The organism is Bacteroidota bacterium (genome assembly GCA_005882315.1).
Classification (GTDB): domain Bacteria; phylum Bacteroidota; class Bacteroidia; order Chitinophagales; family Chitinophagaceae; genus VBAR01.
On sequence record VBAR01000003.1, the window covers coordinates 128602 to 145960 of the forward strand.

16 protein-coding genes are annotated in these 17359 nt (G+C 38.4%); 8 read left to right on the forward strand and 8 right to left on the reverse strand.

Translation table 11 applies throughout. The features are described from left to right. The first annotated feature begins 108 nt into the window (after window positions 1-108). Both lepB and E6H07_13965 read left to right on the forward strand, forming a co-directional pair. The gene (gene lepB, locus E6H07_13960; GenBank protein ID TMI62519.1) at window positions 109-1668 is read left to right on the forward strand and encodes a signal peptidase I; all 1560 of its coding nucleotides are present in this window, start codon (window positions 109-111) and stop codon (window positions 1666-1668) included. Window positions 1669-1734: 66 nt separating this feature from the next. After that, window positions 1735-2226: a cytidine deaminase gene (locus tag E6H07_13965; protein ID TMI62520.1), complete on the forward strand. Its 492-nt coding sequence runs from the start codon at window positions 1735-1737 to the stop codon at window positions 2224-2226. A gap of 3 nt (window positions 2227-2229) precedes the next feature. Here the strand turns inward: E6H07_13965 and E6H07_13970 are convergent, their stop codons facing one another. From E6H07_13970 to E6H07_13985, 4 genes are all read right to left on the reverse strand, one after another. Then, window positions 2230-2727, reverse strand: coding sequence for a methylated-DNA--[protein]-cysteine S-methyltransferase (locus E6H07_13970; protein ID TMI62521.1), 498 nt, complete (start codon window positions 2725-2727; stop codon window positions 2230-2232). A gap of 2 nt (window positions 2728-2729) precedes the next feature. Beyond that, entirely contained in the window at window positions 2730-3062 is a 333-nt protein-coding gene (locus E6H07_13975; protein ID TMI62522.1) for a tRNA-binding protein, read from the reverse strand. 93 nt (window positions 3063-3155) lie between these two features. After that, a complete protein-coding gene (locus tag E6H07_13980) occupies window positions 3156-4541 on the reverse strand; it encodes a 2-oxo acid dehydrogenase subunit E2 (GenBank protein TMI62523.1) in 1386 nt (461 codons plus the stop codon). 208 nt (window positions 4542-4749) lie between these two features. Next, window positions 4750-6009 (reverse strand): competence/damage-inducible protein A, encoded by a 1260-nt coding sequence (locus tag E6H07_13985; GenBank protein ID TMI62524.1) that lies wholly within the window; start codon window positions 6007-6009, stop codon window positions 4750-4752. Window positions 6010-6070: 61 nt separating this feature from the next. On the opposite strand from E6H07_13985, the gene E6H07_13990 reads away from it, so the two are divergent. Then, entirely contained in the window at window positions 6071-7540 is a 1470-nt protein-coding gene (locus E6H07_13990; protein ID TMI62525.1) for a D-alanyl-D-alanine carboxypeptidase/D-alanyl-D-alanine-endopeptidase, read from the forward strand. A 44-nt stretch (window positions 7541-7584) separates the two neighbouring features. After that, complete coding sequence (locus tag E6H07_13995) at window positions 7585-8019, forward strand: hypothetical protein (GenBank protein ID TMI62526.1); 435 nt, start codon at window positions 7585-7587, stop codon at window positions 8017-8019. Here E6H07_13995 and E6H07_14000 read toward each other — a convergent pair. The 3 genes from E6H07_14000 to E6H07_14010 are packed head-to-tail and all read right to left on the reverse strand — an operon-like array spanning window position 8016 to window position 9874. After that, window positions 8016-9023, reverse strand: coding sequence for a hypothetical protein (locus tag E6H07_14000; protein TMI62527.1), 1008 nt, complete (start codon window positions 9021-9023; stop codon window positions 8016-8018). The genes E6H07_13995 and E6H07_14000 overlap by 4 nt on opposite strands. Before the next feature lie 16 nt (window positions 9024-9039). Beyond that, complete coding sequence (locus E6H07_14005) at window positions 9040-9453, reverse strand: acyl-CoA thioesterase (GenBank protein ID TMI62528.1); 414 nt, start codon at window positions 9451-9453, stop codon at window positions 9040-9042. Between the two features lie 10 nt (window positions 9454-9463). Beyond that, window positions 9464-9874, reverse strand: coding sequence for a DoxX family protein (locus tag E6H07_14010; GenBank protein ID TMI62529.1), 411 nt, complete (start codon window positions 9872-9874; stop codon window positions 9464-9466). A gap of 232 nt (window positions 9875-10106) precedes the next feature. Here E6H07_14010 and E6H07_14015 point away from each other — a divergent pair, with 232 nt between their 5' ends. The 4 genes from E6H07_14015 to E6H07_14030 are packed head-to-tail and all read left to right on the forward strand — an operon-like array spanning window position 10107 to window position 16427. After that, window positions 10107-13142: a tetratricopeptide repeat protein gene (locus tag E6H07_14015; protein ID TMI62530.1), complete on the forward strand. Its 3036-nt coding sequence runs from the start codon at window positions 10107-10109 to the stop codon at window positions 13140-13142. Between the two features lie 27 nt (window positions 13143-13169). After that, on the forward strand, window positions 13170-14834 hold the full coding sequence (locus E6H07_14020; protein TMI62531.1) for a TonB-dependent receptor: 1665 nt from the start codon (window positions 13170-13172) through the stop codon (window positions 14832-14834). Then, window positions 14834-15475 (forward strand): hypothetical protein, encoded by a 642-nt coding sequence (locus E6H07_14025; GenBank protein TMI62532.1) that lies wholly within the window; start codon window positions 14834-14836, stop codon window positions 15473-15475. Before E6H07_14020 ends, E6H07_14025 begins: the two co-directional genes overlap by 1 nt. Window positions 15476-15530: 55 nt before the next feature. Next, the gene (locus E6H07_14030; protein ID TMI62533.1) at window positions 15531-16427 is read left to right on the forward strand and encodes a class I SAM-dependent methyltransferase; all 897 of its coding nucleotides are present in this window, start codon (window positions 15531-15533) and stop codon (window positions 16425-16427) included. Between the two features lie 3 nt (window positions 16428-16430). On the opposite strand, the gene E6H07_14035 is transcribed toward E6H07_14030, so the two are convergent. Beyond that, entirely contained in the window at window positions 16431-17240 is an 810-nt protein-coding gene (locus E6H07_14035; protein TMI62534.1) for a glutaminyl-peptide cyclotransferase, read from the reverse strand. Window positions 17241-17359 lie beyond the last annotated feature (119 nt).

The following is a 17359-nucleotide window of genomic DNA, read 5'->3' on the forward strand; positions in this document are numbered from 1 at the left end:
ATTTCATCGGCTTGCAGCAACCGTTTACACTTTTTGTCAAAATCTTTAAAATGCAGGGTTTTTTGCTATGGGTTATTCAATTACTTTTGTCGCCATTAAAATGATGATATGCCGCTAAATCACTTGTTCGTTATTTATCTTATCCAGGTTTTGCTTGTCTTTCTTCCTTCCTTTGGTTTAGCAAAGCTTTTTCCTAAAGCAGGCATTCCTGCATGGAAGGCCTATGTACCTTTTTATAATACCTGGGAAATGCAAAAAGTTGTAAAGCGGCCTATGCATTGGGTATTCTGGCAATTGATCCCAGTAGTTGGCTGGTTTATTACTCCGGGCATTTTTATAGAGTTCGCAAAAGTCTTTGGAAGATTTTCAATACCGCATCATACAGGGGCAGCTTTATTGGCTCCTTTATACTTTCCTTATATCGCTACGAAAAAAGATACCCGGTTTATTGGTGCAGAAGGAGTGAAGCATCATAAGAAAGGGACTGGAAGAGAATGGTTTGATGCAGCCATCTTTGCTGTAGTTGCTGCAACGCTTATCCGCACATTTGTTTTTGAAGCGTATGTTATTCCTACAAGTTCAATGGAAAAAACTTTACTGGTAAAAGATTTTTTATTTGTAAGCAAACTAAGCTATGGGCCGCGAATTCCTAATACACCTCTGTCTGTTCCATTTGTTCACAACTATCTGCCTTTTGGTTCATCAGGAAAATCCTATTCAGAAGCAATAAAGATTCCTTACTCCAGGTGGTTTGCTTCACCGGTAAAGAGAAATGATTGTGTGGTGTTCAATTATCCTGAAGGGGATACGGTTTTTAATAAACCCGGCTATCAATCAGCAATGCCCTATTACGACCATATTAGAAAAGATGATGGAACTTTTGATGCGAAAGCAAGGGAGTTTTATTTAAGTAATCCAGGAGAATGGCCTATAGCAGTTCACCCGGTTGATAAAACAGATAATTATATAAAAAGATGTGTGGCAATAGCAGGAGATACCTTGCAGATCATCAACAGTGTTCTTTATATAGATGGACAACCAGCTTACGTTTCTCCTACGCAGTCTACATATTATACTTTTAAAGCAAAGAACTCTGTTATATCAGAAGAGGATCTGCGGGATGCGGGGATCAATTTGAATATGAAGGAAGAAAGAATCACATCAAATGATTTCTTTTCAGGAACCGATAATCTATTTCATGCTAATCTTACTCATAAGGAACTTGATTTGCTTAAAACAATTCCCAATGTTGACACCGCAAGTATACAACAGGATTATGCACTGACACCCGGTGGATTGTTTCCTCATGATACAAACTATTTCAAATGGTCGGTTGATAATTTCGGACCGTTGTGGGTGCCAAAGGCAGGAGCAACAATTCAACTCACCCCTCAAAATGTTTCTATCTATAAAAGATGTATCGGTTTTTATGAAGGCAATACGTTTGAAGAAAAAGGCGGCAAGTATTTTATCAATGGAAAAGAAGAAACCAGCTATACTTTTAAAATGAATTATTACTGGATGATGGGGGACAATCGTCATAAATCACAAGATAGCCGCTACTGGGGTTTTGTATCTGAAGACAGGGTAGTAGGAAAAGCATGGATGATATGGATGAGTTGGGATGGTGGACCAAGATGGAAACGATTATTCAAAATTGTAAAATAATTTAGAACCCCTCCGAAGCGAGGGGTTTTTTGTGTTTGCAAATATTTATTGGTATTTTGTATTGAAATGAAAACAGCAAAGCTCGAATTCAATTATGAAGTTTATAACAGCAGTAAAGAACTGAACACTGCTGATGCTGCTTTATTAAATGCTGCAAGAAAAGCTACGAAGAATTCTTTTGCCCGTTATTCAAACTTTAATGTTGGTGCTGCTGCAAAACTAAAAGATGAAAAAGAAATTATGATCGGCAGCAACCAGGAGAATGCTTCATACCCGGTTAGTATTTGTGCAGAGCGGGGGTTAATGGCTGCTGTAGCTGGAAAGTTTGGAAAGAAAGTGATTGAGACAATGGCCATCAGCTATGTAAATAAGAACAAAGGAAAGAAAAGCAGTGAACCCATCAGCCCATGTGGTATGTGTCGCCAGGCTTTGGTACAATACGAAGAAAATACAAAACATCCCATTCGTTTAATTCTTAGTGGTAAGTCTGGGAAAGTATATGTGATCGCAGAAGCAAAGCATTTGCTCCCTTTGCAGTTTGATGGTACAAAACTGTAACTCCTAAAACAAAGTTTGAATTCCGTAAGTATGTTTGGCTTCAAGTTCCAGCAGCCATTTTTTTCTCCATAATCCGCCGCCATATCCAACTAAATCACGGTTACTTCCAATAACACGATGGCAGGGAACAATAATAGCAATATTGTTTTTCCCATTTGCATTAGCTACGGCTCTTGTTGCTTTTATATCACCAATCATTTTTGCAAGATCAAGATAGCTGATGGTTTTACCATATGGGATAGTAAGCAGATCACTCCATACTTCCTGCTGAAATTTTGTGCCGGGTTGATTGAGTGGTAATTCAAATACTTTTCTTTCACCATTAAAATACTGTATCAGCTGTTCAAGACAATGAATGATCATCGGAGGCAAATTTTTCTTCCGCCCCTTTTGCATCTGTGTCTTATCATGAAAAGAGACTTCACAAATGTATTCATCTGTTCCTGAGATTTTCAGGATACCCACAGGGGAGTGATAATATGTAGAAACAGGTTCGGTCATGTTTATCCAACCTTCATTCCGTTTGTTACGCTGCGCTCAGGAGCTAATAAAATTACATCTTTGTTCTCATCATATACACCCAGTACAAGGCATTCGCTTATAAAGTCAGCTATTTGTTTTGGTGGAAAATTTACCACAGCGATCACTTTCCTGTTCAGCAAATCTTCTTTTGTATAAAACTTAGTGAGCTGTGCCGATGAATTTTTAATACCTAACTCACCAAAATCAATTTTCAATTTATAAGCCGGTTTCCTGGCTTTTGGAAAATCATTCACTTCAATAATTGTTCCTGCCCGCATATCCACTTTTTCAAAATCGTCCCAGCTGATTGGCATAGATAAAATTTAGAGGAATAAATATAAGCAGAACAGCAAAGAAAAATCCCGCCATCAGCGGGATTATAAGCGAAATCATTTATTGATCTTCAATTATATCTCCCTTGTTCCATTAAAATTCTCCAACTCCTTCGCCACAGCCGTGAGGAAAGTAGCTCCGAGGCTTCCATCTACAATGCGGTGATCATAACTCATACTCAGGTACATCATATGGCGTATAGCAATGCTGTCACCGGCAGGAGTTTCAATTACAACAGGACGTTTCTTAATTGCACCTACAGCCAGAATTGCTACCTGTGGTTGATTGATGATCGGTGTACCCATCAAACTACCGAAGGTTCCTACATTAGTCAACGTAAATGTGCCGCCTGTCGTATCATCTGCTCTCAGTTTGCCATTTCTTGCACTATCTGCCAATGCATTTACTTGTTTGGTGAGGCCAACAAGATTAAGCTGGTCAGCGTTCTTAATAACAGGAACAATAAGATTACCACTCGGCAGGGCAGTAGCCATACCTACATTAATATCTTTTTTGATAATTATCTTATCGCCGTCAAGGGAAGAATTTATCAGTGGGAATTTTTTAATACATCTAACGATCGCTTCAATAAACAAAGGAGTGAATGTGATCTTTGTTCCTTCACGTTTTTCAAAATCCTTTTTCACTTTATCCCGCCATTGAACCAGGTTGGTTACATCAGCTTCAGTAAAGCTCGTTACATGCGGGCTGGTATGTTTGCTGCGAACCATATGTTCTGCGATCAGCTTGCGCATACGATCCATTTCAATGATCTCAACATTGCCAGTATAAGTTGTGAGTTGATTGTTAGTTGTTTGTTGCTGACTACTTGTTGAAGGTTCTATTCTCGAAAGAGGAACAACCATCGTTTCGCTTCTTACTCCTGACTCCCGACTCCTGACTCCTGACTTTCTTTCACTCACATACTGCAGAATATCTTTCTTAGTTACTCTTCCTTCATTACCGGTACCGGGAATATTTTCAAGTTCACTCATACTCACACCTTCGCTGGCTGCAATATTTAATACCAGCGGTGAATAAAAACGACCTGCTCCATTTCCATTTGATGTTTGAGGTCTGCTCGATGAAATTTCTGTGTATGCTGGTTTGTATGTTGTATGTTGAGTTGAAACTACTTCAGCTACAGTTTCTACCTGTGGGTGATGAACTTCAGTTTTCGGTTGTGCTGGTGTGATCGTTGGAGTAACAGTTTCAGCAGCGCCGGTTTTTATCCGTGCAATCACAGTACCGATAGGTACTACATCGTTTACATTAAAAAGAATTTCAGCGATCACTCCTTCAGCTGTACTAGGTACTTCGCTATCCACTTTATCAGTTGCGATATCCAGTACCGTTTCATCCATCTTCACAGAATCACCGGGTTGTTTATGCCATTTAAGCACGGTAGCTTCCATGATACTTTCGCCGAGTTTGGGCATTACTAAATCTACAATAGCCATATCCGATTGAATGTTTTAGATTTTAAATTGAAGATTTGCGGCCGGGCTAAATATTTTTTGTAACCAACAACATTACTACTATCAAGGTCTGTTGTGTCACTCACTTTTACGTTCAGTAATTCTATTCAGCAATTTCGAAGTGAACTAGGCTGGCAAGCAAATCTCACATCGGGGTCAAAGGTAAATGTTTCCCATTAATCCTGTTTACTTAGTTCTCCAGTATAAACTTTCTCAAAATGTTCAGTGCATTCTGAGCCGTCATTTCAATATTCCGATGCCTGTCAAAGCGAAATTGAAGCTTTGTTGTTTCTGTTTTTTCTTTATTACCAATAGCCACCCATACAAGCCCAACCGGTTTTTCGGGAGTTCCACCATCCGGTCCCATAATGCCTGATACAGCAACTGCATAATCAACATCAAGTTTTTTAATTACACCTTTCACCATTTCAGTAACTGTTTCTTCGCTTACTGCGCCAACTGTATTCAATGTACTTGCAGAAACACCCAATACATTTTCCTTTACGCTATTTGAATAACTCACAACACTGCCATTAAAATAAGCAGACGAACCCGGAACAGAAGTAATGAGATGAGCAATATAGCCACCGGTACAACTTTCGGCGGTAGCTATTGTTTTATTTTTCTCTTTCAAAATTTTACCGATCACTACTTCCAGGCCTTCGTCAATATCACTGACGAGAATATCTTTTACTTTTTCTTTCAACTGTTCAAAAAAAGGTATTACCTGATCTTCTGCGATTTCATTAGTATCAGCGGTTATTGTTAACCGCAATCTTACCATCCCATAATTAGGCAGATAGGCCAGTTTGATAGTATCGGGCAATGATGCTTCAAGATCAACAAGCCGTTCAGCGATCATCGATTCACCCATACCAGCCGTGAATGCAGTTTTGTGAACAATTGCAGGCAGCGAAAATTCATTTTGTATCAACGGAATAACTTCAGTTGTTATCAGCCCCTTCATTTCATGTGGTACACCGGGCAGTGAAATAAATATCTTCCCGTCTTTTCTGAACAACATGCCCGGCGCAGTTCCTCTTTTATTAAACAACACAGTACATACATCAGGTACTTCGGCTTGCTTCAGGTTTCTTTCAAGCATCGGCCCGGGCCTGCGAAATACTTTTTCAAAAAGGTACCGGACATGATTCTCCACTTTCTCATCAACTATCAGTTTGCCGCCAAAGTATTTGCATAGCAACGGCTTTGTAATATCATCAGCAGTAGGACCAAGGCCGCCAGTGATAATAATAATATCAGAAAGTTTACTTTCATCATCGAGTGCATTCCAAATGTCATCCCACACATCACCCACCGCTGTACGGTGACGAACCCATACACCAATTTTATTTAACTCCTGTGCAATAAATGCAGAATTGGTATCAATGGTTTGTCCAATCAGCAGTTCATCACCAATCGTAATAATCGAAGCATTAACTTTTTTCATAGCAGGCAAAGGTAACAGTTGCGTAAATTTGAAGTATTAATTGTTCAATAATCAATTTTCAATGAAAACAATTGCCCTGATTTTTCACTTTTCACTTTTGATTTTTCACTTACCTGCCCAAACGGTAACTCAAAAATTACAGAAAGCCTTTACTGCTTTTGAAAAAGATACACAACTGACTCATGCCATTAGTTCTCTGTATGTAATAGATGCCCAAACAGGCAGTGTTGTGTTTGATAAGAATTCAAGAATTGGATTGGCACCGGCATCTACACAAAAGATTATTACAAGTGTTACTGCTTTTGAGTTACTGGGGAAGGATTATCGTTATAAGACAGATTTTATAAAAAGTAAAGCATCTCATTCTGATGGAGATCCAAATTTAATAATAAAAGGTTATGGAGATCCTACGTTTGGCAGTTCAAGATATCAGTTTACAAACCCCAATTCAGTATTTGATAGCGTTTTAAAGAAAATCAGACAAAATCAAATGTTGAAAATTACTCGTATCGAAACTTATCAATCAGTACAGGATAATAATCCAATTCCGGGGGGTTACATTTGGGAAGATATTGGAAATTATTATGGTGCTGGGACTTTCAATTTTAATTGGCGAGAAAATCAGTATGATATGATTTTAGAATCTCAGGCCGAAAATGCTACGCCTCCTGGAATTATTTCTACTGAACCAATACAGACAGATATTACTTTTTATAATTTTCTCAAAACTGGAAAACCTGGTAGCGGTGATAATGCTTACATTTTTTCTGTTCCATTTTCAAATGAAATATTCGTAAGAGGAACAATCCCACCTATGCAAAAAAGATTTGTAATATCAGGCTCTATGCCGTTTCCTACAAAAACATTTTCGGAAGAATTATATCATTTTTTGAAAAAGAAAGAAATTTCATTTGTGAATACATACTCTGCTGATGGCAAAACAATACTCAAAAAAGATTCTTTTTTCATTCGTCGCGACTTTACCAGTTTGGGCGATGCAATTGATCAATTAAGGAGGGAATCAGGTTCATATGAATCAGACACAATCTACACTCATTATTCCCCTTCCCTCGACTCCATCATCTACTGGTTCAATAAAAAAAGCATCAATCTTTACGGAGAAGCGCTGATAAAAACATTTGCTCACGAAAAGCAAGGTTTTGGTTCAACTGATAGTGGCGTTGCAATTGTTCAAAAATTCTGGAAGGAAAAAGGACTTAGCGATAAAGAATTAAATATCGTTGATGGATCAGGACTTTCACCACTCAACCGTGTTACCACACATGCACAGGTAGAGATTTTAAAATATGCAAAAAATAAAGATTGGTTTCCTTCTTTCTATAATTCATTACCTGAATATAATGGCATGAAAATGAAAAGCGGAACTATCCATGATGTAAAAGGTTTTTGCGGTTATCATAAAGCAAAGAATGGTAAAGAATATATTTTCTCTTTTCTTGTAAATAATTATAACGGTTCTGCCGGCGACCTGGTTAAGAAAATGTATACGGTACTTGATAACCTGAAGTAGGCAAAAGTTTCGCTATATTCGACAATAATCTTAAACAGAATAACATGAGCGAACAAAACGCAAAAAGCCACGGACGTTATATTCCTTTATGGCATTATATTACTCCGTTAATAATAGCTGTTATACTTGGAATGTCAATTATAAACCTCAGGCATACTGATATGCATGCAGGCGATCTGCATATGTGGCTGCCCATTATTTTGATCCCGGTTGTAATGCTGATACTCTGGTGGTATGCCCGTGTATTTGCATTGATGGCACAGGACAGAGCCATTCGTGCAGAAGAAAATTTTCGTCATTATATATTAACTGGTAAACCCTTACCGACGGAATTAAGAACCCGGCAAATCATAGCCTTGCGTTTTGCAAGCGACCAGGAATTTCCTTTGCTGGTAAAACGTGCCATTTCAGAAAATCTTTCTTCAAAACAGATCAAAGGAGAAATTAAGATCTGGAAAGCTGATCATTACAGGGTTTAAAATCTAAACTGGTTAAAGAATGTCATCTCCATTTCCAGGATAAAGGGTGCAGCAATTGAAGCAATCCAAATCAGGAAAATAATTATTTTTCCTGCGATTGATAGATCCTGTATCAGGTGCCGGTGTAACATACCTTGGATAGCCGTCATTATTTTTTCCTCGTTGCGGTCGTACTCATAAGGTGGGGCAGGAGGTATATTTTTAAATGATGAATGATTGGTGACCAAAATATTTCTCGCCTTCCAGTAATCTTCATCTTTCAGGTTTTCATAATCACAGTTCAGGTCAATACCTTCTTCTTCCATTTTATTTTCAACTGTCACTGTTTGTTTGTCTGTTCTTAATCGCATCAGCATAAGTGCAGGAAATATGGCCAGTATCCAGAGATTCGATTTCCACGCAATCCAAAGCATAAATGCGGCGGATAAGTAAACAAATAATTTACTTACCCAGCTTTCTTCTTCAAGAAAAACCCGGTTCAATAACTGCCCGCCATCTAATGGATAAACCGGAAAGAGGTTCAGCAAATTCAGAAACACAAAAAGATTACCGATAGTGTAATAGGATATCCCACCTAAACTCAAATAAGGATTTGCTTCAGCAAGAAAATAGAACAGTATTCCGAAAATTATTCCGGGTAGTGGACCCGCCAGTAGGATGATGGCCGACTGCAATTGCGAAACTTCTCTTTTGCTACCGGAAACATAGGCCCCAAGCAATGGGATGAAAAATATACCGAGATCTTTGTACCGAAATGCTTTCATCGCAAGAAAGTGGCCCATCTCATGAATGATAACAATTAATGTTATTAAAATAAGTATGTTAAAACTTTTAAAAACATAATAGCCAAGTACAATGTACAAGGCCAGGCTCACCAGTGATCTCAGCCATATATTCGAAACTGCTTTTTCCGGTGTTGCTGGCTTTGGTGGAAAAAAAACAGTTTCACTATTGGCACCATAGATATTGCTTAGTTCAGGATTATATGATTGGTTTTCTTCCAAAGGAATTGGGAATTTATTATTGATTAAAATAGAGTTGCAGTTTCTCCAGCATTTCGGCTGGCATACTTGTACGTCTCATTGTTTTCATTTCCATAAAATATAAAATGATCTTGGCTGAAGCCAGCAATTCTTTTTGTTCATTATACACTTCCTGGAAGAATTCGATCTTATGATGAACGGGTAATTCTTTTAAAGTTGTATTCACAGTCAGCAATTCGTCATACTTCGCAGACCGTAAATAACGGCAATGTACGTCTACAATGGGCATTATAATACCCATATTTTCTATATCTGCATAAGTGTATCCGAGGCTACGGATCCATTCAGCTCTTGAGGATTCGAACCAAGGGAAATAATTGCTATGGTAAACAACTCCCATCTGGTCGGTCTCTGCATAGCGAACTCGTATTTGTGCATCGTGTGAATACATTCCTGGCGAATTATTTTCCAATTAATTTATCAATACTCCACTTACCTGGCCCACAGAACAAGATAGCTAAAAATGCAAGCAGAAAAAGTATAGCCATCTCTTTTTGTTTCAGCGGATCATGTTTATGATATACCAGTATGAGTACGCCAAAAAAGATGACCAGTGCCAACGCTGCCAGCCTCGAAAGCAAACCAAATACGATCAGTAATGCACAAAACACTTCAGCAAAAATTGTGAACAAGAGGCTCGGCGTATGCCCGATACCCAGCGGGTCTGCAAAACTGTCTTTTCGCTGATCAAAACTCTGAAGTTTACCCAAACCATGATTGAAGAATAATAGAAACCCAAAGCCTGCACGCAGCAGTAACATTCCGAAATTAAAAGCTGCGTCGGTGTAATTAGTACTAAAGAGTTTTTTCACTAGATTAAAATTTCGAACTGCAATGTTACTGAAAACTGGCGAGCATTTTTGCTGCTGGACCCGAGTATCAGCGATGCTTCGATCAAGCAGTTTAACAATGCTGATCACCACCTAATTGTTAAAGGTTTCTTTAATTGTTGGTTATCCACAACTGTTTGGAATGATGTTTGGCTTCAGATGAAATAAGTTCAATATTTACGGCGTTTCAAACCAGGATATAAAGTTCACCAGCATGAAGAAAAGATTTCTACTCATAACAGCAGCTTCGCTTAGCATAACCGCATTCGCACAGCAAACTGCTTTTTACAAAGACCCCCAGGCAACATTCAAAGAAGCAAAAGAATATTTTCAGAAAGACCAGTATAGCCTTGCTTTTCCGCTTTTTAAGGAATTGCAGGAGCATTCAATGGAAACCGACAGAATTAACCTGCCGGTTACTTCACAGGAGATCGAATATTACTTCATCGTTTGCGCACTGAAACAAAATGAAGGCCGTTCAGAAGATAAGGCCATTAGTTATATTGATGTAGAAAAAAATACAGCAAGAGTGCAGATGTTGAATTTCCACCTCGGTGAATATTATTACCGGAATCAAAAATTTTCTGATGCAGCAACCCGGTATGAGGGAACGAATATTGTAAACCTGAGCAACCGGGAAATTGCAGATATGAAATTTCACCAGGGTTATTCTTATTTTACCCTGCAACGGTTTAGCGAGGCAAAACCATTGTTCAATACTATCAGGAAAGAGAAGGATGATCCGAACTATCTCGATGCAAATTATTATTACGGGTATCTGGCTTTTCGTGACAGACAGTTCAACGATGCATTAGAAAGTTTCAGGATCGTTGAAAACGAAAAGGATTATGCGAGTGTAGTACCGTTTTATATTGCTCAGATATATTATATACAGGGTAAAAAAGAGGAAGCTATTGAATATGTCAGAAATAAACTGAAAGGCGGGAATGCACAATATTACGAAACGGAGCTTAAACAACTTATCGGTCATGCTCATTTTGAAAGAAAGGAATATGCAATGGCCTTACCTTATCTTGAAGATTATATAAGTAAGACAAAAAAAGTAAGAAGAGAAGAATTGTATGAACTTGCTTATTCTTACTATCAGGCTAACCAGCTTACAAAAGCAATTGATGGGTTTAAGCAACTTAGCGGAAAAGAAGATTCATTAAGCCAGCATGCAATGTACTTGCTGGGTGATGCGTATTTGAAAACCGGTCAGAAAACAAATGCGAGAAATGCTTTCCTGTTTTGTGCATCAAATAGCAGCAATCCTACACAGAGAGAAATTTCAAGATATCAATATGCAAAACTTTCATATGAGCTCGGCTACCAGGATGAAGCGTTGAACAGTCTTCGTTCTTTCCTTGCTGATTATCCATCTTCAACTTATAATGCCGAGGCTAGAGAATTGCTGGTAGATGTTTTAGCCAACACAAATAACTATCGTGATGCACAGGTTTTACTGGAAGGGTTATCAAATCCTTCCCCCAATGCAAAAAGATTATACCCGAGAATTTTATATGGCCGTGCTACTGAGATGATCAATGATGGAAGATTGGCAGAAGCCGATGCATTATTGGATAAAGCATTGAAAGATCCAAACAATGCTTCTGTGCTTCCATTCCTTAATTTCTGGAAAGGTGAGTTAGCTTATCGTAATGACAAATTGGATGATGCGATCCGCTACTATAATGCTTATAAAGATGCAGGTTCTCCGGCAAATGGTGAAACCAATGCAAATACGATACGGTACAACCTCGGATATTGTTATTTACGAAAAGAAAATTATCCTGCAGCATTGACTTTCTTTGAACCATTGGGAAGAAACCCGGCACTAAACAGTGACCAACTTTCACAGGATGCTTATATCCGCACAGCAGATTGTTATTATATGAGCCGTGATTTTGCAAAAGCAAAATCGATGTATGAGAATGTGATCAAATTTTCATGGCCGGCAGAAGATTATGCTACTTTCCAACTCGCCATGATCGCAGGCGTTAAAAGCAATAATGAAAAAGTTACTTTGCTTAATACGATGAACCGCAAGTTTCCAACTTCGCCGTTGGTAACTGATGCAAATATGGAAGTGGCAAACACCTATTTAGCTGATCAGCGTTACAGGGACGCCATTCCTTTTTTAAATAATGTGATCAAAGGAAATAATACAGGCCTCAAACCACAGGCTTACCTGAAAACCGGTATCGCTTATTATAATCTTGATAATAACGCAGAAGCAATAAAACAGTTTAAAACACTTGTATCACAATATCCCAATTCACCGGAAGCAGAAGATGCATTGGATAATGTAAGAGTGATCTATGTAGAAGATGGAAAGCCGGGTGAGTATGCTGATTTTATGCGGCAGGCAGGTAAGCCGATCAGTGTAAGTACAGAAGATTCGCTGACCTATGGCGCGGCATTTAAATTATACCAGGAAGGTTCCGTAAATAATGCTTTGAATTCATTAAATACTTATCTCCAACGTTTTCCTGATGGTTCTTTCAGCATCGATGCTAATTTTTATAAAGGAGAGATCTATAACAGTAAAAAAGACTGGAACAATGCACTGGCAGGATATGAATCAGTAGCAGCCGATGCGCCTAATAAATTTGCTGAGAAAGCCTTAATAGGGGCTTCAAGGATATATTTCTTTGAATTGAAGAACTATAACCAAAGCGAAAAGTTTTTTGGATTACTGAAGCAATATTCCAGCACACAGGAAACAACACTGGAAGCGATGCGTGGTTTATTGCGCAGCCAGTACCAGTTAAAAAATTGGGATGCTGCGGAAGCTAATGCAAAAGAACTGGTAAACGCAAAAGGCAGCAGCTCGGATGATAAAGCATTAGCAAATATGGCAATTGCTAAAAATTACCAGGTGAAAGGCCAATATGACCTGGCAATTGCAAACTATAAATCTGTCGTACTACTTAATAAAGCTGCACTGGCAGCAGAAGCCCGTTACGAAATTGCCAATAGTTGGTTTACTGTAAGCAAGCTGAATGATGCAGAAAAAGCAGCATTTGAAGTGATCAATAAATCCGGTTCCTATGATTACTGGGTAACGAAAGCTTATATACTGTTGGGCGATGTTTATTATGCACAGAAAGATTATTTCAATGCAAAAGCAACATTCCAAAGTATCGTAGATAATAGTATCAACCCTGAGTTGAAAGGAGAAGCGCAAACAAAATTAAATAAGGTAATAGATGAGGAAGGCAAGGCGAGTAAAGTGAATGGTAATTGAATTAATAAATAACAATTAATAATGTCGATGAGCAGAAATAATAAAATAGTATTTGTAGTTGGGATGATGGCCCTGTTAGCAGGTAATTCCGCTTTTGCGCAAAGGGAACAACGAGACACCAGCAAAAGAGATGTTACGATCACCTCTGCATTCAAGCCAATGTTGAAAGATGCATCGAAAATTAATTTTAATCCAAGTCCACCAGTGGCTGATACTACAAAACCAAAATTGAATTATACTATCCCTAACCAGAATATGTTATTCCCATACCAGCCGGGTTCGCTGAAACCACTTGCATTGAGTATTGACAGCGGTGGTAAATTTGATAACAGCAATTATGTAAAAGTGGGTTTCGGAAGTTTGAGAACGCCTTATGTACAACTTGGTCTTAGTTTGGGTGATGGCAAAACAGCAGGAGCAAATATTTTTGCAAAACATGTTTCTTCTGATGGTAAAAGAGATTTCCAGGATTTTACCAACACACAGGTGAAGCTGAGTGGTTTTTTTCAAACAGCTAAAAGCCTGGAATGGAATGTTGGCTTTGGAATGAGGCAGGATAAAACATGGAAGTATGGGTACCAGCCGCCTACTTTAGTATTTTCGGATGATTCATTAAAACAGAGTTTTAATACATATTCAGCCAAAGTTGGTTTTCACAATATCAATAAAACCGGGTTTGGAATTTCTTATGCTCCGGAAGTAAGAATTGATGTGATGAGCGATGATAATAAGAATAGTGAAAGTAATACTGTGCTTAATCTTCCGCTTGAAAAAGCCATCGGCAATCAGTTCTCTGTAAAATTGGGAGTAACATTTGACCTGACAAGACTTTCGCCGGAAAACAAAGCGGCAATAAACAATACGATGTATTATTTATCACCATCGGTAGTATATAAAACATCCAAAATAAATATACAGGCGGGTATCCGTCCATCATGGGATAATAAAACATTTAAGATGTTTCCAAATATTATCGGTGATATAAGTACAGAAGATAACCGGTTGACCCTGCAAGCCGGCTGGACTGGATATGTAAGAAAAACAACTTACCAATATCTTGCTACACAAAACCCGTGGCTGGATATGCCAGCTTCATTTAATAATACATGGGTAGTGGAAAGGTTTGCCGGTTTTAAAGGCTCGGCTGGTAATCATTTTACTTACAGTGCCAAAATTGGTTTTAATGAACTGAACAATCAACCGCTGTTTGTAAATAATTATTCAATAGACGATGGTGGCAAAACTTTTATAGTAGTAAATGAGCCCAGGATAAAAGTGCTGCATATGGGCGGTGAAATTGCTGTTACCGTCCAGGAAAAATTTTCATGGGAGGCAGGGTGGCAGGCAAACCAGTATTCAGGCCTGAAAGTAAATGATAAAGCATGGGGTTTGATACCTCTTGAATTTAGATCAGGATTGAAGCTGCAGGTAATAAAAGATCTATGGCTTAAATCTGATCTCTTTGCCTGGAGCGGCCCTAAATACCAGAAGGCAGATGGCAGTGATGGAAGTCTGAATGGCGCATTTGATCTGAATGCCGGACTGGAATTCAAGATCACAAAAGCCCTGAACCTATGGACACAATTCAATAATCTTACTAACAAACAATACCAGCGGTGGAATCAATATCCTGTTTATGGATTCAACTTTGCAGCCGGAATCGTATTTTCGTTTGCACAATTGACTAAATAATGTACCAGGAGTTATATCGTTATTTCATTCAGCATAAAAGTCTTCATCTTCCCGGCATTGGTAGTTTTATCTTAGAAAGGAAACCTGCCGAAGCGGATTTTATTAATAAATGTATTCATCCGCCTGTTTATTCTATCTCACTTGAAAAAGACGACGTAAAACCTTCCTTAAAATTTTATGCATGGTTAGGGGCGGCGTTTGGTATTTCTGAAAAAGAAGCTGTTATCCGGTTCAATGATTTTGTTTTTGATTTTAAAAAACAAATTAATGATGGGGGTAAAGTGGAATGGAACGGAATAGGAACAATAAGTAAAGGTCTGGGCGATAGCATCCGTTTCAATAATGAAGCCTATGGATCGCCGCTTCGGGCAGTTCCTGCTGAAAAGGTGATCCGTGAGAAAGCTGAACATGCTGTACTGGTAGGAGAGAGAGAGAGAACCTCAGTGGAAATGACAGAATACTTTAGCAACCCGGATGCTAAAAAAAGTTATTGGTGGGTTGTTCCGGTTACAATTGCATTGCTTGCTTTCATGTTTATCGGTTGGTATTTGTCAGATAAAGGAATGAATACTTCAGGGGTGAGTAACAGTGTTAAACTTTCACCTGTTACAACTGGTGAAACACATAAAGAAATACGCTAGTGATAATATTTCTGATACCGCATCATCCTTCTTATTTTTGCCCACTTTATTTTTCATGAGCAATCGAATTCATTATTCACATTGTCCTGTTTGTGGAAGCGATAAACTTTCATCAGCATTGGAGGCTGTTGATTATACTGTAAGCAAACAGAAATTTGCCATCTGGCATTGCAATAGTTGCACATTTCGTTTTACGCAGGATGTTCCCGCCGCTGATTCGATTGCGCCTTACTATCAATCGGAAGAATATATATCACATTCAGATACCGGTAAAGGAATTATCAACCGGCTTTATCACCAGGTCAGGAAAAGAACTTTGGGCGGTAAAAGGAAATTGGTTGAAGGAATAACAGGAGTGAAGCGGGGGAATATACTTGATGTAGGTGCCGGTACAGGAGCATTTTTAAATGAAATGAAAACTACGGCCTGGCATATTACAGGGTTAGAGCCTGATGCCGGTGCAAGAACAATGGCAGATAAGCTCTATAGTTTATCATTCAACACCCCCGATAAGCTTTTTGAATTACCACAGGATAATTATGACGCCATTACGATGTGGCATGTGCTCGAGCATGTGCATGATCTTAATGGATATGTTGCGCAATTTAAAAAGCTATTAAAGCCAAATGGCAAATTATTTATAGCTGTTCCTAACTATACTTCATATGATGCTGCATCTTATCAAGAGTATTGGGCTGCGTATGATGTGCCGAGGCATTTGTATCATTTTGCACCGGCATCTATGAAGAAATTGATAGAAAAGCATGGACTGAAAATAATTTCTTATAAGCCTATGTGGTACGATAGTTTTTATGTTTCGCTGCTTAGCAGTAAGTATAAAAATGGCAAATCAAATTTCTTTGGAGCAGGTTTGGTCGGTTTTGTTTCAAATCTGAAAGCATTGTTTGATGTGAAGAAATGCAGCTCTGTGATTTACATTATTTCTAAGTAACGATTATTTGCTGAACTGGATCTCATATAAAGCTGGCCAGTTTTTTCCTGTGATATAGATCTTCTTTGTGGTTTCATTGTAGGCAATTCCATTCAGCACACCCGCCTGTGGGTACGTGGCTATTACTGCTTCCTCTTCTTTTACAAGGTTAGCGGTGGCTACTATTTTTCCATCAGCCGGATTGATCTTAAAAATATAGGAAGCCTGCCATTGATTAGCATAAATATATCCATCAATATATTCGAGTTCATTTAAATTATAAGCATCTGCACCAGCTTGTGTAACAGCGACTGATTTTATTTTGGTAAAAGTAGACGGATCATAATAATCCAGGTTGTTGCCTCCGGAGCTTACGATCAGGTTTTTCCCGTCATGGGTAATGCCCCATCCTTCAGTATTGATCGTGAATTGCTTTACTTTTTTAAAATCTTTCACTGTATAGACGAATACAACATTATTCTGCCAAGTAAGTTGATAGATCGTGTCATTCAGAATTGTGATGCCTTCGCCAAAATATTTATCTTCTAGTTTTAGTGACTTCTCTGCCTTGCCACTTGATAAATTTACTTTCATCAGTTTTGATTTTCCTGGCAAGCCGGTTCCTTCGTATAATTCCCCTTTATAAAATGCAAGACCCTGTGTGAATGAGGAAGTATCATGCGGATAAGCAGGTGAAATGATTGAGTAGCTTAACATGGCTGGCTGTTCAGGTGGATTTGAGATCGGGCCATCGGGAGTAGTGGTTCCGTTTGAGTCATTGTTTTTACAACTGATCATTGCCAATGGGAAAAGGAGGATCAAAATATTTTTCATACGAAATTTTATTCCAGCAAATGTAACAATTGAATTTTATTGATTTGACTAAAGAAAATATAAATACGGGTAGATTTACTATGGCTATAAATTTTGAACCTATGATTATATGTTTATCT